The organism is Pseudomonas sp. PDM18, assembly GCF_014852585.1.
Classification (GTDB): domain Bacteria; phylum Pseudomonadota; class Gammaproteobacteria; order Pseudomonadales; family Pseudomonadaceae; genus Pseudomonas.
The window spans coordinates 77,144-99,152 of record NZ_JACVBX010000008.1 but is presented as its reverse complement, the minus strand read 5'-3'; the positions used below and the strand labels follow the sequence as shown (position 1 = coordinate 99,152).

General features: G+C 63.0%; 16 protein-coding genes. 2 read left to right on the top strand and 14 right to left on the bottom strand.

Annotation, left to right across the window (positions count from 1 at the left end; translation table 11 throughout):
* Positions 1-262 precede the first annotated feature (262 nt).
* Positions 263-577: a hypothetical protein gene (locus IB274_RS17310; protein ID WP_192433144.1), complete on the top strand. Its 315-nt coding sequence runs from the start codon at positions 263-265 to the stop codon at positions 575-577.
* Between the two features lie 154 nt (positions 578-731).
* Here the strand turns inward: IB274_RS17310 and IB274_RS17305 are convergent, their stop codons facing one another.
* Positions 732-1,928, bottom strand: a complete 1,197-nt coding sequence (locus IB274_RS17305) for a class I SAM-dependent rRNA methyltransferase (RefSeq protein WP_192433142.1) — start codon at positions 1,926-1,928, stop codon at positions 732-734.
* A 264-nt stretch (positions 1,929-2,192) separates the two neighbouring features.
* Here IB274_RS17305 and IB274_RS17300 point away from each other — a divergent pair, with 264 nt between their 5' ends.
* Complete coding sequence (locus IB274_RS17300) at positions 2,193-3,017, top strand: HDOD domain-containing protein (protein ID WP_138214273.1); 825 nt, start codon at positions 2,193-2,195, stop codon at positions 3,015-3,017.
* Between the two features lie 87 nt (positions 3,018-3,104).
* Here IB274_RS17300 and IB274_RS17295 read toward each other — a convergent pair whose 3' ends face one another.
* The 13 genes from IB274_RS17295 to rfbB form a co-directional block, all read right to left on the bottom strand.
* Positions 3,105-5,003 carry a beta-ketoacyl synthase gene (locus tag IB274_RS17295; protein WP_192433140.1) on the bottom strand — a complete coding sequence of 633 codons (1,899 nt, stop codon included), beginning with the start codon at positions 5,001-5,003 and terminating at the stop codon, positions 3,105-3,107.
* Between the two features lie 255 nt (positions 5,004-5,258).
* Positions 5,259-6,191: a carbamate kinase gene (arcC, locus tag IB274_RS17290; RefSeq protein WP_138524292.1), complete on the bottom strand. Its 933-nt coding sequence runs from the start codon at positions 6,189-6,191 to the stop codon at positions 5,259-5,261.
* Positions 6,192-6,260: 69 nt separating this feature from the next.
* Entirely contained in the window at positions 6,261-7,271 is a 1,011-nt protein-coding gene (locus tag IB274_RS17285) for an ornithine carbamoyltransferase (RefSeq protein WP_192433138.1), read from the bottom strand.
* Between the two features lie 139 nt (positions 7,272-7,410).
* A complete protein-coding gene (gene arcA / locus IB274_RS17280) occupies positions 7,411-8,667 on the bottom strand; it encodes an arginine deiminase (RefSeq protein ID WP_088420165.1) in 1,257 nt (418 codons plus the stop codon).
* 16 nt (positions 8,668-8,683) lie between these two features.
* On the bottom strand, positions 8,684-10,132 hold the full coding sequence (arcD, locus tag IB274_RS17275) for an arginine-ornithine antiporter (protein WP_192433136.1): 1,449 nt from the start codon (positions 10,130-10,132) through the stop codon (positions 8,684-8,686).
* A 586-nt stretch (positions 10,133-10,718) separates the two neighbouring features.
* Positions 10,719-12,113 (bottom strand): two-component system response regulator DctD, encoded by a 1,395-nt coding sequence (gene dctD, locus IB274_RS17270; protein WP_192433134.1) that lies wholly within the window; start codon positions 12,111-12,113, stop codon positions 10,719-10,721.
* On the bottom strand, positions 12,110-13,921 hold the full coding sequence (locus IB274_RS17265) for a sensor histidine kinase (RefSeq protein ID WP_192433131.1): 1,812 nt from the start codon (positions 13,919-13,921) through the stop codon (positions 12,110-12,112). Before IB274_RS17265 ends, dctD begins: the two co-directional genes overlap by 4 nt.
* Before the next feature lie 36 nt (positions 13,922-13,957).
* Positions 13,958-14,560 (bottom strand): adenylyl-sulfate kinase, encoded by a 603-nt coding sequence (cysC, locus tag IB274_RS17260; RefSeq protein ID WP_192433130.1) that lies wholly within the window; start codon positions 14,558-14,560, stop codon positions 13,958-13,960.
* A gap of 28 nt (positions 14,561-14,588) precedes the next feature.
* Positions 14,589-18,566, bottom strand: a complete 3,978-nt coding sequence (locus IB274_RS17255) for a rhamnan synthesis F family protein (protein ID WP_192433128.1) — start codon at positions 18,564-18,566, stop codon at positions 14,589-14,591.
* 55 nt (positions 18,567-18,621) lie between these two features.
* Complete coding sequence (rfbC, locus tag IB274_RS17250) at positions 18,622-19,167, bottom strand: dTDP-4-dehydrorhamnose 3,5-epimerase (RefSeq protein ID WP_192433126.1); 546 nt, start codon at positions 19,165-19,167, stop codon at positions 18,622-18,624.
* Positions 19,167-20,048: a glucose-1-phosphate thymidylyltransferase RfbA gene (gene rfbA, locus IB274_RS17245; RefSeq protein ID WP_192433124.1), complete on the bottom strand. Its 882-nt coding sequence runs from the start codon at positions 20,046-20,048 to the stop codon at positions 19,167-19,169. The genes rfbC and rfbA overlap by 1 nt, the downstream gene beginning before the upstream one ends.
* Positions 20,045-20,950 (bottom strand): dTDP-4-dehydrorhamnose reductase, encoded by a 906-nt coding sequence (gene rfbD / locus IB274_RS17240; protein WP_192433122.1) that lies wholly within the window; start codon positions 20,948-20,950, stop codon positions 20,045-20,047. Before rfbD ends, rfbA begins: the two co-directional genes overlap by 4 nt.
* The gene (gene rfbB / locus IB274_RS17235; RefSeq protein ID WP_192433120.1) at positions 20,947-22,005 is read right to left on the bottom strand and encodes a dTDP-glucose 4,6-dehydratase; all 1,059 of its coding nucleotides are present in this window, start codon (positions 22,003-22,005) and stop codon (positions 20,947-20,949) included. The genes rfbD and rfbB overlap by 4 nt, the downstream gene beginning before the upstream one ends.
* Between the last annotated feature and the right edge of the window lie 4 nt (positions 22,006-22,009).

The following is a 22,009-nucleotide window of genomic DNA, read 5'->3' as shown; positions in this document are numbered from 1 at the left end:
TGAGCGCGGTACGCACCGGATGCAAACAGCAGATGGCCTTGCATGGGCGAGGTCGGCGCGGGGCGTGGCGGGGTCACCGCCTGCTCGGCCGGGGCTCACAGGCCCGCCGGGGGATAAATGGCAGGAATGTCCCGATTCTACGCCGGGCCTTGCCGCCAGGGAAAGGCTGGTGGTCGGCACAAGGCATAGACTTTCGCCGATCCGGTGCGGTCTGAATGGCCACTGGCGCTTTTCCCGTCCCGTTCGTTGAAGGAGCAACCCCATGAAAGTCACCCGCATCGCCCTGCTCGCCGTGCTGTTTGCCGGCAGTGTGCAGGCTTCGTCCGACGAGGCCTGGCAGGCGCAGGACAAGCAGCAGCGCGAAGCCTGCCTGGCGCTGAGCCATCTGCAGAACAAGAAGGTGCTGGGCTCGCCGGTGCTGTTCGATGACAGCGTGGGCTACACGGCGCTGATGATTGGCGGGACCTATGCGCAGAAACACATGAAGGGCAAACCGGGCCGCGAGCTGTGCCTGTTCGAGCGCAAGACCGGCAAGGCAGTGATCAGCGAGGCGGATTCGTTGATGCCGATGAAGTGAGGGCGGCGCATAAAGCGTTCCGCTTTATGCGCTCTACGCGGCTACGGACCCGTAAGGCGCATCATGCCCCAGGCGTTATCTGCCATCCATCGCTGCAATGAAAAACGGGGCGCTCCCTCGCGGAAACGCCCCGTTCCTGTCGTACCGTAAAGCCTTAGCCGTTGGGCAGCAGGCGTACGGTCAGGCTCTTGATGTAGCGGGTTTCGGGGATCGCCGGGTGTACCGGGTGGTCCGGGCCCTGGCCGCCGCGTTCGAGCAGCTGGATGTTGCGGTCCAGGTGGCGGGCGCTGCCCAGCAGGATGTTCTGCAGGTCGTCCTCGGGCAGGTGCATGGAGCAGGAAGCGCTGACCAGCACGCCGTCCTTGGACAGCAGGCGCATGGCCTGTTCGTTGAGACGGCGGTACGCAGCCTCGCCGTTCTTCAGGTCCTTCTTGCGTTTGATGAACGCGGGCGGGTCGGCAACGATCACGTCGAAGCGCTCGTCGGCGGCCTTCAGTTCGCGCAGGGCGTCGAACACGTCACCTTCCACGCAGGCCACTTTCTCGGCGAGGCCGTTCAGCGTGGCGTTGCGCTCGACACCGTCGAGGGCGAAGCCGGAGGCATCGACGCACATCACTTCGCTGGCGCCGAAGGCTGCGGCCTGGATGCCCCAGCCGCCGATGTAGCTGAACAGATCGAGCACGCGCTTGCCCTGTACGTAGGGCTGCAGGCGGGCGCGGTTCATGCGGTGATCGTAGAACCAGCCGGTCTTCTGGCCGGCCAGCACCGGAGCTTCGAACTTCACGCCGTTCTCTTCCAGGGCGACCCATTCCGGGACTTCGCCGTAGGCGTTGGCGACATAGCGCTCCAGGCCCTCGGCGTCACGGGCGCTGGAGTCGTTCTTCCACAGCACGGCGCTGGGCTTGAGCACCTGCAGCAGCGCGGCGAGCACGTCGTCGCGGTGCTTCTCCATGGTTGCCGAGGCGAGCTGGACGACCAGTACGTCGCCGAAACGGTCCACCACCAGGCCCGGCAGCAGGTCCGAGTCGCCGTAGACCAGACGGTAGAAAGGCTTGTCGAACAGGCGGTCGCGCAGGCTCAGAGCGACGTTCAGGCGGTGAACCAACAGGGATTTGTCGAGAACGTGCTTGGTATCACGGGAAATCAGGCGGGCGCAGATGAGGTTGTTCGGGCTCATCGCGACGATGCCCAGCGGCTTGCCGTTGGCCATTTCGAGGATGGCCTGTTCGCCGGCGCCGAATCCGTTCAGCGGGGTGGCGGCGACGTCCACCTCGTTGCTGTAGACCCACAGGTGGCCGGCGCGCAGGCGGCGCTCGGCGTTGGCTTTCAGACGCAGGCTGGGCAGGGTCATGGGGAAGGGCTCCGGCAAAAAGAGCGGGATTATAGCGCAGCAGCGTGCGCCGCCGGAGCGCGGCGCGTGCGCGTTTGGTCGATTCGTTGCGGACATGGGCGCCATAAAGCTTCGGCAGGCGCGGCCGATGCATGAACCATCGAAAGGGCAGTTCCAGACGCCTCCGCTCTGGGTAAACTGTGCCTCCCCTCCACTTCGCCAGCGCGCCCCATGTCCCAAGAACTCTCCGCCGAACAGATCCGTCAGGCCCTGCAGGGCATCAGTGTGCCGCCGCAGCCGCAGATCATGGTTGACCTGCAGATGGAGCAGTTCATGCCCAATCCGGACCTGAAGGCGATCGCCAAGCTGATCAGCCAGGATCCAGGGCTGTCCGGCGCGCTGCTGAAGCTGGTGAACTCGCCGTTCTTCGGCCTGGCCAACCGCATCACCTCGATCCAGCGCGCAGTGAACCTGCTGGGCAGCCGCTCGGTGATCAACCTGATCAACGCGCAGTCGATCAAGGGAGAGATGACCGACGCCACCATCGTCACCCTCAACCGCTTCTGGGATACCGCTCAGGACGTGGCCATGAGCTGCCTGACCCTGGCCAAGCGCATCGGCTACGAGTCGGTGGACGAGGCGTATGCGCTGGGGCTGTTCCACAACTGCGGCATCCCGCTGATGCTCAAGCGCTTCCCGCACTACATGGCGGTGCTGGAGGAGGCCTACGCCAGCGCCAGCGACGAGCGCCGCGTGGTGGACACCGAGAATCGCGTGCTGAACACCAACCATGCGGTGGTCGGCTACTTCACCGCGCGCTCCTGGCGCTTGCCTGAGCACGTGTGCGAGGCCATCGCCAACCACCACAATGCGCTGTCGATCTTCAGCGAGGACAACTGCCGCGATACCCAGCTGAAGAACCTGCTGGCCATCCTCAAAATGGCCGAGCACATCTGCGGCTCGTACCGTGTACTTGGCAATCAGGACGAGGACCACGAGTGGGAGAGCGTGCGTGCGCTGGTGCTGGATTACGTCGGGCTCAGCGAGTACGACTTCGAGAATCTCAAGGCGAGCATTCTCGAGCTTGGTGTGGGGCAGGGGACGTACTGACCTCGGATGTGTACTTGTAGGAGCGAGCTGTCTTCAAGAATGAGAAAAGCCGGGCATCTGCCCGGCTTTTTCGTTCAACGTCGGCGATCAGTCGAGCATGTCGCTGAAGCGTTCGTCCTTCTTGTAGGCAATGGTCTGGCTGAAGCCGGGGACCTGGATGCCCTGGTCGCTGATCTCGATGGCCTGCTCGTCGATCATGTCGTTGCCGAAGTTGTAGATGATGTCGAAGCGGCCCTGGGTGGCGGCTTCGTCGTACTGCCGGGCGGCTGCGCGGGTGGCTTCGCGGCGCGCCTGGTAGTCGGTGAAGGCGGCATCGCCGTGGCGCTTGCGCAGCATCTTCTCGGTGATGGTCGGGGACAGCAGCACGCCGGTGGCGTTGTTGCCGCCGAAGCCCTTGGAGTTGATGAAGCAGACTTCCAGGTCGTCGCGGCGCACGTCGCTGTTGGACAGGGCGATATGGTCCTTGAAAACATCGTCGGCGAACTTCTCGACGGTCTTGATGCCGGGAATGATGCCGTAGCGGAAGGTGCCCAGGGCGGAGATCAGCTGGTCGGCGCTGGCGGTGGCCAGGGAGTGTCCGACGAAGGCTTTCACCGCGGTGACAGGCCAGCCGTCGATGCCGAAGGCGGTGGCGACGCGGTCGAGGATTTCCGATTCGGTGACGCGGTTGGCCGGGGTGCTGGAGCCGTGGGCGTGGACGAAGCTGTGCTGGCGCACGCTCTTCTCGCCAACGATCTGCGCAGCGGCGGCCACCGCCTTGGCCATGGTCAGGTAGTTGCCCGGACCGGGGGCGGAGATGGACTTCTTGAAGCCGTCGGCGTTGATGAACACGTCCGGCACCGAGCCGTGGATGTCGGCGCCCAGCTCCAGGGCCAGGGCGTCGTCCATCAGCACTATGTACTGCGCGGACTCGGCCAGGGAGAAGCCGCAGTTGTCGCCGAACGGACGGCTGGCGCGGCGGAAGTCGACGTCGTCGCGGCCTTCGATTAGACGCAGGCCTTCTTCGGTGGCCAGCGCGCCCATGGCGGCGTAGCCCTCGATGATCTCGGAAGTGATCGGCGCTTCGGCGTTGCCGACGATGGCCACGCGGGCCTGGCCGGTGGTGATGACGTCGATGCCTTTCTGCAGGTTGTACAGGAAGGTCGCGCAGGCGCCGGTGACGCTGCCGGTCATGCCGACGCTGCCCAGCACGTAGGCGTTGATGAAGTCGGTGGGCATGCTGTTGAAGCCCAGCGGCAGCTGCTTGGCTGACACGCGGTGGCCACGCAGGCGCGACTGCAGCAGGCCGCCGAAGCCGTTCTCGTCGAGCTGGCTCATGATGCTGCTGGAGAATACGGCGATTTCGTCAGGCTGTACGGCGTTGCAGATGGTCTGCCAGTCGAGGCCGGTGGAGCGCACCGCGTCGGTGGCGGCGACCACGGACATCTGCAGGCCGCGCGGGTGGAAGCGCGAGTTGTACAGCTCGCTCGGCTCGAAGCCGGTGGGCAGCTGGCCGGCGGACTTCACCGGCAGCGCGCGGTAGCTGTCGACCTTGAATTCGCAGCTGTCGTGCAGGGTGACGCGGACTTCGCCGCCTTCGAGTTCCTCCACCGACCAGTTGGCCGGCAGCGGCTCGGGCAGTTGCTTGCGCAAGGTGGTGAAAGTCACCGGGCTGCCGGCGGCGTTGACGGTGAGGCTCTTGTGGCAGTGCGCGGCGTCGACGTCGAGGTATTGCAGCTCGATGCGGCGGATCAGGGTGGACTGGCGAATCTGTTGCTCGAAGCGCTGCTCGATGGCGGCAAGATCGAGGCTGTTGCCGTCGGCGTCCTGGTACTGGCCATCGACGACCTTGACCAGTTTCATCATAACCGCGAGACCGGCGAGGGTTTCCTGGCGGGCGGCGGGCTCCATGGATTCAAGGACGGTACGGCGGAACCCATGGTGGAAGGAACTGCGGCCTGCCGCGTTATATCCACCAAAACCAACGATGACCGGTAGTCGAGACATCTCTCGGAAACTCCTTCAGCAAGTGCATCTTGCGCGCCGGACGACGGTGGCCCATGGAGGGGCAGCCCGGTGGCACAAAGCCAGGCGTGGCTTCTAGTGATTCGGAATGCTTTAGCTGACGAGGATGATGACCGCCGAGTCACGCTCGCGCCAGGATTTGTCGGAAGAAGGCGACGAGTTCCCGTGCGAATCTTGCAGGAGTCATGAATGAAAACGGGAGCCGCGACGGGCTCCCGTTTTTTACCGCGGCAAAACTCAGCGGTATTCGATGCCGGCTTTCTTGGTGCTGACCCGGGTGCCGGATTCGCCCTTGGTGATGGCGACGATGTTTTCCAGCGAGCCGATCACCGCGTCCTTGCCGGTGTTGCGGGCGAACTCCATGGCAGCCTGGACTTTCGGGCCCATGGAGCCAGCGGCGAAGCCTAGGCGTTCCAGTTCGTCCGGGTGCGCCTGGGCGATGGCTTTCTGGGTTGGCTTGCCCCAGTCGATGTAGGCCGCGTCCACGTCGGTGGCGATGATCAGGATGTCAGCCGACAGTTCCTGGGCCAGCAGCGAGGAGCAGAGGTCCTTGTCGATCACCGCTTCGACGCCGGAGAGTTTCTTGCCGGATTCGTCGTACATGGTCGGGATGCCGCCGCCGCCTGCGCAGATGACGATGGTGCCTTTCTCCAGCAGCCACTTGACCGGGCGGATCTCGAAGATGCGCTTCGGACGCGGGCTGGCCACGACGCGGCGGAACTTGTCGCCGTCCGGGGCGATGCTCCAGCCTTTCTCCTTGGCGAGGGCTTCGGCCTCTTCCTTGGAGTAGACCGGGCCGATGGGCTTGGTCGGGTTCTGGAAGGCCGGGTCCTTGGAATCGACCTCGACCTGGGTGAGCAGGGTGGCGAACGGCACTTCGAACGGCAGCAGGTTGCCCATTTCCTGTTCGATCATGTAGCCGATCATGCCTTCGGTCTCGGCGCCGAGAACGTCCAGCGGGTAGGGGCTGACCTTTTCGTAGGCTGCGCCCTGCAGGGCCAGCAGGCCGACCTGCGGGCCGTTGCCGTGGGCGATCACCAGTTCGTTGCCCGGGGCAACCTTGGCGATCTGTTCGGCAGCGATCCGTACGTTGGTGCGCTGGTTGTCGGCAGTCATGGGCTCGCCACGACGCAGCAGGGCATTACCGCCCAATGCGACGACGATACGCATATTCATTTCCTCCGAAAGAGTGGGAGCGCCCGGACCGGCGACCTCGTCGCGGTCCGGGGCTGTCCGGCATTACATGTCGGCGAGGGTCGAAACGAGGATTGCCTTGATGGTGTGCATGCGGTTTTCCGCCTGCTCGAAGGCAATGTTGTAGGGGGATTCGAAGACGTCTTCGGTCACTTCGATGCCGTTCTTCAGGTTCGGGTACTTGGCGGCGATTTCCTTGCCGACCTTGGTCTCGCTGTTGTGGAAGGCGGGCAGGCAGTGCATGAACTTCACGCGCGGGTTGCCGGCGGCCTTCATCATGTCCAGGTTGACCTGGTAGGGAAGCAGTTCGCTGATGCGTTCGCCCCAGGCTTCGACCGGTTCACCCATCGATACCCACACGTCGGTGTGGATGAAGTCCACGCCTTTGACGGCTTCTTTCGGGTCTTCGGTGATGGTGATGCGGGCACCGCTTTCTTCAGCGAACTTCTTGCAGGCGGCAACGTGCTCGTCGGTCGGCCAGAGTTCCTTCGGTGCGGCAATGCGTACGTCCATGCCCAGTTTGGCGCCGATCAGCAGCAGGGAGTTACCCATGTTGTTGCGGGCGTCGCCCAGGTAGGCGTAGGCGATATCATGCAGCGGCTTGTCGCTGTGCTCGCGCATGGTCAGCACGTCGGCCAGCATCTGGGTCGGGTGGTATTCGTCGGTCAGGCCGTTGAACACCGGAACGCCGGCGAACTTGGCCAGTTCTTCGACAATTTCCTGCTTGAAGCCACGGTACTCGATGGCGTCGTACATACGGCCCAGTACGCGGGCGGTGTCCTTCATTGACTCCTTGTGGCCGATCTGCGAGGAGTTCGGGTCGATGTAGGTAACGTTGGCGCCCTGGTCATAGGCGGCGACTTCGAAGGCGCAGCGGGTGCGGGTCGAGGTCTTTTCGAAGATCAGCGCAATGTTGTTGCCTTTCAGGTGTTGCTGCTCGGTACCGGTGTACTTGGCGCGTTTCAGGTCGCGGGACAGGTCGAGCAGATAGCGCAACTCGCGGGTGCTGTGGTGCATCAGGCTGAGCAGGTTGCGGTTGTGCATATTGAAAGCCATGGTGTTTCTCCTTGTGGGATCCGATCTCGCCCGCGTCAGTACAGCTCGTGGCTGGCGGGGCAGGCGGCCCTGGCAAGGGCCGCCTCGTGAGGTCAATGCGCTCTGGTTGAGGTAGTCGCGTTTATCGGGTGCCGATCGATCAATAGTCGATCGGGTCGCGGATGATTGGGCAGGTCATGCAGTGACCGCCGCCACGGCCCCGGCCCAATTCGCCGGCGCTGATGGTGATGACTTCCACGCCAGCCTTGCGCAGCAGGGTGTTGGTGTAGGTGTTGCGGTCGTAACCAACCACCACGCCCGGTTCCAGGCAGACCACGTTGTTACCGTCGTCCCACTGTTCGCGTTCGGCGGCGAAGCTGTTGCCGCCGGTTTCGACGACGCGCAGTTTCTTCAGGCCCAGGGACTCGGCGACGACAGTCATGAAGTCCTTGTCTTCGCGCTGGACGTTGATGCCGTAGGGGCTCTTCTCGTCCGGGCGCAGGATGAACGGAACGATCTCTTTCACCACTTCCGGGAAGACGGTGACCAAGTCGCGGTCGCAGAAGGTGAAGACGGTGTCCAGGTGCATCGCGGCGCGGGATTTCGGCAGACCGGCGACGATGACTTTCTCGGCAGCGCCCTTGGCGAACAGCGCCTGGGCTACCTGGCCGATGGCCTGGCGGGAGGAGCGTTCGCCCATGCCGATCAGGACGACGCCATTGCCGATGGGCATCACGTCACCACCCTCGAGGGTGGACATGCCGTGGTCTTTGTCCGGATCGCCGTACCAGACTTCGAATTCGGCGTTGGTGAATTCCGGGTGGAACTTGTAGATGGCGGTGGTCAGCAGGGTTTCTTGACGTCGCGCCGGCCAGTACATGGGGTTCAGGGTCACGCCGCCGTAGATCCAGCAGGTGGTGTCACGGGTGAACTGGGTGTTGGGCAGAGGTGGCAGCAGGAAGCTGGAGTGGCCCAGGTAGTCGCGGTACATCTTTAGCGCCTTGGCGCCTTCGCTTTCCGGGATATCGTCGGCGGCCACGCCACCGATGAGGAATTCGGCCAGCTTGCGCGGTTCCAGGCTTTCCAGCCAGCCACGCAGTTCCTGGGTCAGCCCGAGGCCGACGCTGTCAGCGGTGATCTTGCGATCAAGGATCCACTTCAGGGCTTCGGGGTTCGCCACGATGTCGGTCAGCAGGTTGTGCATTTCCAGAACATCGATGCCGCGTTCGCGCATCTTGGTGACGAAGTCGAAGTGGTCGCGCTTCGCCTGGTTCACCCAGATAACGTCGTCGAACAGCAACTCGTCGCAGTTGCTCGGGGTCAGGCGTTGATGGGCGAGTCCGGGCGAGCAGACCATCACTTTGCGTAGTTTGCCAGCTTCAGAATGAACGCCAAGTTTGGTTTTTTCCGTGCTCATGAGATGTCTCCAGGAGTTACAGAGTGAGGAAGCCGTCGTAGAGGCCATAGGCCGCGATCAGTGCACCGATCACGACAACCGCGAAGATGAGCTTCTCGACATTGGTGAAGATGGGTTGACCCACTTCATGTTTCGCTTTGGCGAAGAGGATGACGCCGGGCGCGTACAGCAGCGCCGACAGCAGCAGGTACTTCAGGCCGCCTGCGTAGATCAGCCACACTGCGTAGAGAACCGAGATGCCGGCAATGATCAGGTCTTTGCTGCGCTCGCCCGGATCGTTCTCGTAGGTCTCGCCCTTGACTGCCAGCAGCAGGCCGTAGGCGGCAGACCAGAAGTACGGGACCAGGATCATCGAGGTCGCCAGCAGCAGCATCTTGGTGTACGGGTCCATGCCGTTCGGGTCACCCGAGGTGAAGAAGGTGATCACCAGGAAGACCTGTACGCAGATGTTGGTCAGCCAGAGAGCATTGGCCGGCACCTGGTTGGCGTTCTCCTTGCGGAGGAACTCCGGCATGGTGTGGTCCTTGGCGGCGGCAAACATGATCTCGGCGCACAGCAGTACCCAGGAGAGCAGGGCACCCAGCAGGGAGATCAGCAGGCCGACGCTGATCAGGACAGCGCCCCAGTGACCGACCACATGCTCCAGCACCAGCGCCATCGACGGGTTCTGCAGCTTGGCCAGTTCCGGCTGGGTCATCACGCCCATGGACAGCACGTTCACCAGCACCAGCAGCAACAGGACGGTGATGAAGCCGATCACGGTGGCCTTACCGACGTCCGAACGTTTTTCCGCACGGGAGGAGAAGATGCTAGCGCCTTCGATGCCGATGAACACCCACACGGTGACCAGCATCATGTTGCGCACCTGGTTCATCACGCTGCCCAGGTCAGGGTTGCTCTTGCCCCAGATGTCCGCGGTGAAGATGTCCAGCTTGAAGGCGAACAGGCAGATCAGGATGAACAGGAACAGCGGAACGATCTTCGCCACCGTTGTGACGGTGTTGATGAAAGCCGCTTCCTTGATCCCGCGCAGCACCAGGAAGTGCAGGGCCCACAGCAGCACGGACGCGCAGATGATTGCCGCGACGGTGTCGCCCTTGCCGAAGATCGGGAAGAAGTAGCCCAGGGTGCTGAACAGAAGAAGGAAGTAACCGACGTTGCCGAGCCAGGCGCTGATCCAGTAACCCCAGGCTGAAGAGAAGCCCATGTAGTCACCGAAACCGGCCTTGGCGTAGGCGTACACACCGCCGTCGAGTTGGGGTTTGCGGTTGGCCAGGGTCTGGAAGACGAATGCCAGGGTCAGCATGCCGACCGCGGTAATGGCCCAGCCGATGAGGATAGCGCCGACGTCAGCGCTGGCGGCCATGTTTTGCGGCAGGGAGAAGATGCCCCCGCCGATCATCGAGCCGACAACAAGAGCCGTCAAAGCGCCTAGCTTCAGTTTTTGGCTGCTTTCTTGCGACATTTAAGAATCTCCCTATAGGAAGTTGGAGAGTGAGGCTATTTAGCGCCCGTCTAGGCGGGGCACTCCTGATTCAGGTCAATAGCTTGCTATCCAATGTATTGGGCAGTACTTCCTGCTCTGCCCACCCCGCATAAACCATAGGAGAGGTTTTGCATTAGCGCCCGATTTAGAGGGGATTTCGTGAAGATTTGAGCGCGATTTCATGACCACGGAATGGCAGTCGATTTCGCAGGCCCACGCGGGGCGCGCTGTTGCGCTTGATTCGCAGGTGCAGAGAGGCGCAGGACCGCTGTGTAGGAAAGTCCTGAGCGAAGATGCGAGAGGGGGAAATTGGCCGGGGCAGGATCACTGCACCCGGCGATGCGCCTGTCGAATCGAAGACGCGAGATGGCAAGAAGCCCGAAGGACACCGTCGGGTTCGTGGCCCGGCGGGCGCGACGTGGCGGGCACGTCGCGAAGTGGGATGCACGAGGCAATCGCACCTGTGTCGCAGAGCAAGGTGTGTGCCAGGGCTGGAGGTTACGTCAGAGCGCTCTGTGGCGCTGTTCGCCCTTGGTCGCAGTCGAATCCATCGGCGGATTTCTGCTCAGATGTCGACATCGTCGGCGGAATTTCCGCCACTGCCGGAGAACAGAAGGCCGTGTTTGCGCAATTTGTCGTGCAGCGTTTTACGCGGTACGCCCAGCGCCTCGGCGAGGCTGCGTAGGGAGTTGTGCGGCCGGCTCATCTCGGCGGCAATCAGTGAGCGCTCGAAGGATTCCACCTGTTCGTTCAGACCGGCGCCGGGAGTGGCCGCCGTGGCCTTCCCGTGGCTGTCGTCCAGCCCCAGATCCAGGCCGAGGGCATAGCGCTCCGCGGCGTTCTGCAGTTCGCGGACATTACCCGGCCAGCCGTGTGCCAGTAGTTGTGCCCGCTGCCCCGAGTCCAGCGGCCGGACGTTCAGGCCATGGCGCTGCGCGCCGCGTTCGGCAAAGTGCTGGAACAGCAGCAGGATGTCGTCACCCCGCTCGCGCAAGGGTGGAATGCGCAGGCTGGCGACATTCAGGCGGTAGTAGAGGTCGGCACGGAAGCGGCCTTCATCGGAGGCCAGGCGCAGGTCTTCCTTGGTCGCCGCGATGATGCGGATATCCAGCGGAATGAGCTGGTTGGAGCCCAGACGCTCGACGGTGCGCTCCTGCAGCAGGCGCAGCAGCTTCACCTGGACGTCCAGGCTCATGCTCTCGATCTCGTCGAGGAACAGCGTACCGCCGTTGGCGAACTCGAACTTGCCGATGCGGCGCTTCTGCGCGCCGGTGAAGGCGCCCTGCTCGTGGCCGAACAGCTCGCTTTCCACCACTGACTCAGCCAGCGCGCCGGCGTTGATGGCGACGAAGGGACCGTTGCGGCGGCTCGACAGGTCATGCAGGGCGCGGGCGACGACTTCCTTGCCCGAGCCGGTTTCGCCGAGGACCAGCACGTCCGCCTGGATCGCCGCGAGCGACGCGACCTGCTGTTGCAGGCGCTGCATCGGTGCGGACTGGCCGACCAGCCGGCCACGCACTTCCTTCTGTTCGGTCAGGGCCAGGCGCAGACTGCGGTTTTCCAGCACCAGCCGGCGCACGTCGAGCGCTCGGCGCACACTGTCCAGCAGGGCATCGCTGGGGAAGGGCTTTTCGAGGAAGTCGTAGGCGCCCGAGCGCATGGCTTTGACCGCCAATGGGACGTCGCCGTGGCCGGTCACCAGGATCACCGGCAACTCGGAGTCCTGCGTGTGCAGTTGTTCCAGCAGCTGCAGGCCATCGATGCCCGGCATACGAATGTCGCTGACGATTACTCCCGGCCAGTCGCGCGCCTGCTGCGGGTCGATCTGACGCGCATCGCCCAGGGCGACCACCTTGAAGCCGGCAAGATCGAGGGTCTGGCAGAGCGCCTGGCGCAGGTGCGGGTCGTCATCGACCAGCACGACCTGGGTAGTGGCGTCGAATGGCTCGACCGAACTCATGCGCGGGTTTCCTCTTGCGGCGTCAGGGTCACGCCGGGAATACCCGGCAACAGGTGCAATTGTACGAGAGCGCCGCCCTCGGGGTGATTGCCCAATTCAAGATGTCCGCCGAGCGTGCGCAGCAGGGTGTCGCAGATGGCCAGCCCCAGACCCAGGCCTTTCGCGCTGGTCTTGGTGGTGAAGAAGGGCTCGCGAGCATGGGCCAGGGCCTCTTCGGAGAAGCCGGGACCGTTGTCGCGCAGCGACAGGATGATGCGCTCGGGCGCCTGCTCGGTGGTCAGCCAGATGCGCCTTGGCAGGCCCTTCTCGGTCAGGGCGTCGAGGGCGTTGGAGATCAGGTTGGAGAGAATCTGCCGCAGTCGCGTCTCGCCGGCCTGCACCCAGATCGCCGCATCCGGCAGGTCGCGCAGCAGCTCCACGTTCATCGCCTGGCGGCGCTGGGCGACCAGGGCCAGAACGTCATTGATCGCCGGCTGCAACGCCACGTTCTCCGGCGCCCGGCGGGCGCCGCGGGCGTAGGCCTTGAGGTGGCCGATGATCGAAGCCATACGCCCGGTCAGTTCGCCGATCTGCTCGAGGTTGCTGCGGGCGTCGCTGTAGCGCTCGTGGTCGAGCAGTACGCGGGCGTTGTCGGCGTAGCTGCGGATCGCCGCCAGTGGCTGGTTGAGCTCATGGCTGATGCTGGCGGACATGGTGCCCAGGGCTGTCAGCTTGCCGGCCTGCACCACCTCGTCCTGGGCATGCATCAACTCGCGCTGCGCCTGCTCGCGATTGCTGACTTCCTCCTGCAACCGCGTGTTGGCGTCCTCCAGCTCCTGTGTCCGCTCCTGCACACGCAGTTCCAGTTCGTGCTTGGCTTGGGCCTCCAGGGCGATGCGCTCAAGGTAATGGCGGCGACTGATGGTCAGCAGCGACAGCAGCAGAAGGAGTGCGATCAGGGTGGCCGCGCCGATCAGAACGACGCTGCGTACCGGCGCGTCGACCTGAGTGCGGGGGGTGTAGATGCTGACAGTCCAGCCAGTCTCCGGCAGGTGACGGCTCTGGCTGATCCAGCGGCGTTGGTCGATCTTCAGCGGCGCCGGGTGCAGCACCGGGTAGGGAATATTCTCGGCGATCTCGCGTTGCTTGGCAGGTGAGAGTTCCTTGCCGGTGTGGAAGCGCCAGGCGTTGCTGGAAGAGAGGATGACGACGCCGTTGGAGTCCATGACCAGCAATTGCTCTGGCGTATTGCCCCATAGCTGCTCCATGTGTTCGAGGTCGACCTTCACTACCAGCACGCCAAGCAATTTGCCGCCGTCACGTACGTCGCTAGCGAAATAGTAGCCGCGGCGTTTGGAGGTCGTGCCCAGGCCGAAGAAGCGCCCTTGTCTTCCTTGTGTCGCTTCTTTGTAGTAGGGGCGGAAGGCGAAGTTGCGGCCGACGAAGCTGTCTGGCTGATCCCAGTTGGAGGCGGCGTGCGTCATGCCGTCCGCCTGGATCAGGTAGATGACGTCCGCCCCGGTGCGCCCGCGAATGCGCTGCAGCTCCAGGTTGGCGGCGTTCTGTGCCGTCAGGCTTTCCGGCGCTTGCAACGCGGCGCGCAGGGTCGGCAGCTCACCGAGGATCGGCGGCAGGTCCTCGTAACGGCGCAGAGTGCCCAGCAGATTGGCGACGTAGAGGTCGAGAGTCTGCTGATTCTGCTCGGCCAGTTGCTCGCTGTAGTAGCGCTCGGCGAAGAAGTGCAGCGGCCAGAGCAGAGGAGCGAGCAGGAGCGCCAGCAGGGCCAGCGATTGCCAGCGGGTCAGGTGTTGGTTCAAGGCGGCGGACATCGCATGCGGTTGTTTCCGCCGCCGATGCTACACCGATCAGCGCTCGATGGGCTGCAGTTGCAGCAGTTTCATCAGGCGCGCCACGCTTTCCTCGAGGCTGAGGCGGTCGGTGTCGATGCTCTCGAAAGGTTGCAGCGGCTCCTCGTAAGGGGATCCGATACCGGTGAAGTCTGGCAGTTTGCCGGCGCGTGCCTTCTTGTACAGGCCCTTGGGGTCGCGCTCTTCGCAGACACTCAGGTCGGTGCTCAGGTGGATCTCGCGGAAGCGCTCCTCGCCGATGATCTGGCGCGCCTGCTCGCGGTCCTGGCGGAAGGGTGAGATGAACGAGGTGATGACTATCAGTCCGGCATCGTTCATCAAATTGGCCACTTCGGCTACGCGGCGGATATTCTCGGTGCGGTCCTCGTGGCTGAAGCCCAAGTCCTTGCACAGGCCGTGGCGGACGTTGTCGCCGTCGAGCACCACGGCGGAGTAGCCCAGTTCATGAAGGGCGTATTCCAGGGCGAAGGCCAGGGTCGACTTGCCAGAGCCGCTGAGCCCGGTGAGCCATAGGGTCGCTGGCTGCTGGCGCATGCGAGTCGCGCGCTCGTCGGCGCTCAGGCGGCCAGTGTGCCAGCGAATATTGTGATCTGTTGTCATCACGTGATTCCTGTGTTCAGCAAGCGGATCAGCTGACGTAGCCGCGTCCGCAGTAATGATCGTCCAGCGTCAGGCGTTGCAGCAATTCGTCTTCCACGGGGCTGGGCTGGTCGATGAACAGCGCCCATATCCGCTGGGCAAGTTCTCGAGGTGGCCGCAGTCCGGGGTGGAGATGCTCGCGGATGTTTCGGGCATCGCGGACATAATCCAGCGCGCCCTGCTGGATGGCCTGGCGGGTCGAACAAGCGGAGGCTTCAGCTTCCGTTTGCGGCAGGAAGCGGCCAACGGCTTGCCCGTTTTCGTCCAGCATATAGCGGACCAGTTGGGTCTCGTCGGCGCTGAGCAGCTTCTCCAGTTGGAAGCTCTGGCGATACAGTTCAGCACCAGGTTGCAAGCGGGAGCCTCGATCAAGGAAGCAGCCATGGGCCTGTGCACCTAGCGGCTCCAGGACCTGACCGATGTCCTGGTCGGTGATCAGGTAGTAGCCGTGGATAGGGCGCTCGACTAGGCCGGTGAGCTGCGCCTGAATGGTGCCGGAATAGCCAACATCGACAACCGCCACACTGTCTTCAGCTGCATCGTGCAGTCCCTGCTGCTGCAGGTAGGCCATCATTGCCGGGCGCTCACCGGCAGCCTGCTCCAGCAACTCTGCCTGCAGGGCTTCCAGAACCGGGCGCAGCGCGCGGATATCGCCGTCGATGACTTCCGCGAGTTGGTCTGAACGCCAGAGGCCGACGTCGACGAGCTGCTGTCGCCGCTGCGCTGTGAGGACGTAGCCGAAGCGAGACTCGAGGAAGTTCTCCAGGGAGTTGCTGAAATAGGTCGGGCGGGCGAGGCGCTGGATGTCTTCCAGGGAGGCAAGGCGAGCCATGGTGACGGCGCGGCGCGAGAGGACCAGATAATGCGCAGCCGGGGAATGCTCCAGGCCTTCGCACCAGAGGTCGTAGGCGGCCTTCAGGAGTTTGCCTTCGCGCGAGAGGAAATGGAGCTGGGTGATTCCATCCCTTTCAGCGGAATGGCGCAACCAGTCGACGAAACCGGCCAGAATGGGGCCAAGTACGTTGTAGCCGAGCAGTGCGGGCGAGTCCTGGGTGAGGGCGCGAACGTTCACTTCGGCGTAGGTGATTGGTGCAAAGTTTCGACGTAGCAGCAGGCCTACTGCCAGCTCATGGTCAAGCGTGTCATGCCGCTGTACGTCCTCAAGCAGCGTGCGGAACTTGGGCAGGCCCCTCGCCAGTTCCGTGGCTCGTAGCAGATGCAGGGTGCGGATGCCCAGGTTGTCGGGAATCTGGAAGTCCGAGCGCTCGTTATCGCCAATCATCAGCAGCTCGTTGGGTTGCAGTTGCCGATCCCGCAGTACGTGCTCGTAGAGCTCGCCCTGGTCCTTGCGCACGCCCACTTCGTTGGACAGGTAGAAGTCGGTCCAGCGATGGATCCCGTTATCGTGCAGCATCCGCTCGATGCATGTGCGTGGCAGGAACATATCGCTGATAAGCAGCACTGGCTTGCCGAGTGCCAGTGACTGCTGGAGCAGTGCCTGCCCTTCGGGCCGGACGCTGACGCTCGCCAGCTCGATTCTTTCTTCCAGTTCGCGCAGGTAGCTGACTTCGTCATTGTTTAGCCCAGTCAGGCGCTGCAATTCGGCGTAGATATCATCCAGGCCGACGTCCCGTCCCGTACGCTCCCGGGCACGGCCTTCGGCGGTGGCGCGGTAGTCCAGATAGATGCTGCCGAGGGTGGCTCCAGCCTGTTGGGCAATGAGTCGCTTGGTGGTCTCGGCGCTGACCAGCGGGCGGACCAGCAAAGTGTCGAAGATATCGAAGGCGACCGCCTTGATCTCGGGAGCGGCAATGCTGCAACGCAGGCTCTCATGATTGCGCGCCAGGTAGTGGTGGAAGCCCCAGGGAGACCAGGCATGCTCCTGCGGATCACGCAGGATGGCGATCGGCAGCTCTTGCGCCTGGCTGCTCAGGGTCAGCAGGCGCTCCAGGCAATGGGCGAGCGTACCGTCGCGCTGGCCTGCTTCGACCTCGAAGTCGTCGAGTTGCAGATTGGCATCGAACAAAGGTGCGAGCGCCTCGCTGCGGGCCCAGAACATGCTGCCAGCCGGGTAGTGAAAATAGCCGCTGGGAATCATCTGCTCGGTCAATCCGAGGCGCTGCGCCCAGGTGCGGCCACGGCTGGAGTTGGCCAGCCAGGTATTGGCCATGTAGGGGAGGCCGTCAAAGTTCTGTGGATAGACGACGCCGCAGCCTTGGCTGCCTAGCAGAGTGAAGATCGAACGAACCTGTTCCTGCCCGCCGAGCAGCGCGCTACAGATGTATTCGCGCCAACCCTGGGTTGCACCATTGTTGTACAGCGACTTCTTGCTGTGTACGTGCAGCAGGTAGGTGTATTCCCGCAGCTTGCTGCCGAAGGTGCAAAAGAACGGTGCAATGTCGCGTCCGCGATTTTCCACCTGCTCGACATACAGCGCTCCGCACCGTGGCAGCTGTGCGAATACCCGCTGCGCCACGGTACCTGCCTGGACATCGCAGACTGATACGAACAGGTCATAGGCGAAAGGAATATTGCTCAGATGCCCGGCGAACTCCTCTGCCAGATCGCTGTAGAAAAGATGCAGGTGAACGGCGATGCGGCCATCGGGGGTATCGCAGGGCGGTACATTGCGCAGCTCCACCAGTTCCGGTGCACTCAGGCCCGCGTCCAGCGATTGTCGGCCCAGATTGCGCCATTGTTCATAGTGCGGCACGCCGCGGAAAGCGAAACCCATGTGCCGATACACCAGGCGCAGCATGGGGGCACGGTAGCCCTGTGGCAGACGCCAATAGGCGCGGCGACCGAGCTGGACGCCATAGTTGCGCAGGCTGATCAGCGCTTCGCGGTGTTTGCCGCTGAACAGGCGACTCGTGAAACGTACGGGCTTGGTGAGCATCCAGGAGGTCGAGGACTGGATCTCCTGAATGGTGGCATGTTTATCCCTGAGCTCCTGCTGGCTTTCCTCCAGCTCCCGCTGACGCTCCTCCAACTCGGCTTCGAGGCTCTTGATGCGCCGTTGAGCGGTTCCCAGCTCGTTGACGAGGTAGCGCAGGCTCTCCACCTGCTCTGTCAGCTTACCGCTAAGATCGTCTATCCGCGATTTGGCATATCGGTCATGGCTTTCCAGCAGCGCCAGGCTGTCGCGCTGGGCACCGAGGTTGGCCTGCAGGGCCTCGATGCGCTGCCGAGTATCGCCGTCCTCAAGTGTCCGCCGGTCTGCTGCCAGCTCAACCAGCAGTTTATAGAGCTCGATAAGGTCACGGGGCGCCCGGCGCGCCAGTTCCGGGTCGTTCGGCAAGTGGTGGCTGTGCTGGAGGTGATCACTCAGAAAATCATGGAGATACTCATCCAGCTGCTCACGCCCCGCGGGCTGAAGATCGAGATGGCGGGCCAGACGCATGAGCTGGCCCTCAGGGTCGCTCATCAGGTTTTCGAAACTGAGTACCGTGCGGGTGGCATTTCCAGTCTGCAGCAGGCTATCAAGGCTGTGCTGGTGCCAAAGTCCCAGGCTCTTGGCGAGGCTGAAGTCGTCACGGGCGGCGAGTGACTGGGCAACGCTGAGCGGGTGGCGAACACAGATGACATAGGCGACCTCTGCCTCGACACGCTGCAGCACGATCTGCCAGAACGGCAGCAGGCGCGATATACGTGGATCCTTGAGCCCAAGCAGTGGCGAACGCCTGAAGTGTTCTTCGAGGTACTGGACAGCACGGTCTTGCAGGTCGGGGGCCAGAGATGGATCGATCAATGCCAGGGAGTCCCAGCTGGCATCGAGCTGCTCGAGAAGCTGGTCATTGATCGCCACGACTTCCCGGTCTTCCCAGAACCCCTTGTCGTTGTTGCCCGTTACGGCCGGGGTGAGGTTTTCCCCCAGATCGACATTCAGGGCCAGCAGGCCGCGCGTGATCGCACTGGTCCCGCTGCGGTGCATGCCAAGGACGATCACCACTTTTCGCCGGTGTTGCACTGGAACTCTCCGTACTACGTAGTTTCTTGTCGTTATGGTGCTGATGTACTGGGGCTCAGTCGAAGAGTTCGGCGTCTGCCAGACGCTGGCCTTCCCGGTCCTTGCCGGACAGTTCTGGATCGCTTTGCAATGGCCACTCGATCGCCAGTTCGGGGTCGTTCCACGCGATGCAGCGCTCATGCTCGGGAGCCCAGAAATCTGTGGTCTTGTAGAGAAATTCGGCGCTTTCGCTGGTGACCACGAAGCCATGTGCAAATCCCTCGGGGATCCACATTTGCAGTTTGTTCTCGGCGCTCAGCAGTTGGCCGACCCAGCGGCCGAAGGTAGGAGAACCCCGGCGCAAGTCGACTGCTACGTCGAACACTTCCCCCTGGACCACACGGACGAGCTTCCCCTGGGCCTGACGAATCTGATAATGCAGGCCACGCAGGACATGGTGGGCCGAGCGGGAATGGTTGTCCTGGACGAACTCGACCGAATAGCCCACGGCCTGCTCGAATTTGCGTTGATTGAAGCTTTCGAAGAAGAAGCCGCGGCTGTCGCCAAAGACCTGTGGCTCCAGCAGCAGTACATCGGGAATTGCCAGCGGAGTGACTTTCATCAGTAGACCGTTTGCGTCAGTAGGCGTTGGAGGTAGAGGCCATAGCCGCTCTTGGCGAGGGGGGCTGCAAGGCCGTGCAACTCTTCGGCGCTGATCCAGCCCTGGCGGAAGGCGATTTCCTCGGGGCAGGCGACCTTGAGCCCCTGGCGGTTTTCCAGGGTGGCGATGAATTGGCTGGCTTCCAGCAGGGATTCGTGGGTACCTGTGTCGAGCCAGGCGTAGCCACGCCCCATGATTTCCACTGACAGGTCGCCTCGCTCCAGATAGGCACGGTTGACGTCGGTGATTTCCAGTTCGCCGCGCGCCGACGGGCGAATGCTCTTGGCGATCTCGACCACGTGCTGGTCATAGAAGTACAGACCGGTCACGGCATAGTTTGACTTGGGTGAGCTGGGTTTTTCTTCCAGGCTGATGGCCTTGCCTTGGCCGTTGAACTCCACCACCCCGTATCGCTCCGGATCGTGCACGTGGTAGGCGAAGACGCTGGCGCCGGTGTCGCGCTGCATGGCGCTGACCAGCAATTCCTGGAAGTCATGGCCGTGGTAGATGTTGTCTCCCAGCACCAGGGCGCTGAGGCTGTCTCCGAGGAATTCTTCGCCGATCAGGAAGGCCTGGGCAAGGCCCTCGGGTGAGTTCTGCACCGCGTACTGCAGCTCTAGCCCCCAGCGCCGGCCATCGCCCAGTAGTTGCTGGAAGCGCGGAGTGTCCTGGGGGGTGGAGATGATCAGGATTTCCCGGATGCCGGCCAGCATCAGCGTGCTCAGCGGGTAGTAGATCATCGGCTTGTCGTAGACCGGCAACAGTTGCTTGGACACCGACAGCGTGGCCGGGTGCAGCCGGGTGCCGGAGCCGCCGGCGAGAATGATGCCTTTACGTTTCATGGAGCCTTGTTTCCAATCAGTTCAACCAGCATGCGTCGGACGTGGAACTGCCAGTCCGGTAGGGTGAGGCCGAAGGTAGAGCAGAGATGGGTCGTGTCGAGCCTGGAGTTGGCCGGTCGCGGTGCGGGAAGCGGGTATTCGTGGGTCATGATCTGCAGGACGCGTTCTGCCGTGGTGCGCAGCGGCAAGCCCAAGCGCGCTGCTTCTTCGATTACGAAGCGAGCGTAGCCGTGCCAGCTGGTTTCGCCGCTGGCTGCGAGATGGTAGATACCGCCAAGACTGTTTGGCCGCGGATGAGTGCGTAGTTGCCCCAGCACCTGCGCGGTGACGTCGGCAATCAGCTCGGCGCTAGTGGGGGCGCCGATCTGATCGGAGACGATGCGCAGTTCTTCTCGGTCCGCTGCCAGGCGCAGCATCGTCTTGGCGAAGTTGGCGCCCCGTGCGGCATAGACCCAGCTGGTGCGGAAGATCAGGTGACGGCAGCCGCTTTCGCGGACGGCCTGCTCCCCGGCCAGTTTGGTGTGCCCATAGGTGTTGAGCGGGGCTGGCTTGTCCTCTTCGCGAAATGGCCGCTCGCCCCGGCCGTCAAAGACGTAATCGGTCGAGTAGTGGAGCAGCCAGGCATCGAGTTCGCGGGCCAGGCTGGCCAGATGGCCGACGGCCTCGGAGTTCACCCGTCGGGCACGCTCGATTTCTGTTTCTGCCTTGTCCACTGCCGTGTAGGCGGCGGCGTTGACAATGATGTTCGGCCGTTGGGCCAGGACCAGTGCGCGCAGGCCGTCGAGGTCTTCTAGGTTGCCGCACTGGCGGTCGCAGATCGTCAGGTTGCCGAGTGGCGCCAGGGCGCGTTGCAGTTCCCAGCCGACCTGGCCGTTGCCGCCAAGGATCAGGATATCGTTCATGCGTACTGCTGGCTGAGCCACTCCCGGTAGGCGCCGCTGGCAACGTTCTCCACCCACGCCTGGTTGTTCAGGTACCAGTGCACGGTCTTGGCGATGCCGGTTTCGAAGGTCTCCGCGGGTTTCCAGCCCAGCTCGCGCTCCAGCCGGGTGGCATCAATGGCATAGCGACGGTCGTGGCCGGGACGATCCTTCACGAAGCTGACCTGCTCGCGGTAGCTACGGCCATCGCTGCGCGGTGCCGCCTGATCGAGGGTGTCACAGATGTGGTGCACCACTTCCAGGTTGGCCTTCTCGTTCCAGCCGCCGACGTTGTATGTCTCGCCCACTTGGCCGGCTTCCAGCACGCGGCGGATGGCGCTGCAGTGGTCCTTGACGTAGAGCCAGTCGCGGATCTGCTGGCCGTCGCCGTAGATGGGCAGCGTTTCGCCTGCGAGCGCGTTGCGGATTACCAGAGGGATGAGCTTCTCGGGGAAGTGGTATGGCCCGTAGTTGTTCGAACAGTTGGTGGTCAGCACCGGTAGCCCATAGGTATGGTGGTAGGCGCGTACCAGGTGGTCAGAGGCGGCCTTGGAGGCAGAGTAAGGGCTGTTGGGCTGGTACGGATGCTGCTCGGTGAAAGCCGGTGCCTGGGCTTCCAGGGTGCCGTAGACCTCGTCGGTGGATACGTGGAGGAAGCGGAATTCGGTCTTATGCTGTTCATCCAGCGCATTCCAGTAGGCGCGCACGGCTTCGAGCAGATGGAAAGTGCCGACCACGTTGGTCTGGATGAAATCTTCCGGGCCAAGGATCGAGCGGTCCACGTGGGACTCGGCCGCAAAGTTCAACACTGCGCGGGGCTGGTACTGGTTCAGCAGCTGGGAAACCAGGAGAGTATCGCCGATGTCACCCTGGACGAAGTGGTGGCGGCTGTCGCCGTCGAGGCTTGCCAAGTTTTCGCGGTTGCCGGCGTAGGTCAGCTTGTCCAGGCTGACGACGGTTTCGTCTTGCACCGCCAGCCAGTCTAGTACGAAATTCGAGCCGATGAAGCCGGCACTACCAGTTACGAGGATCGTCATTGGA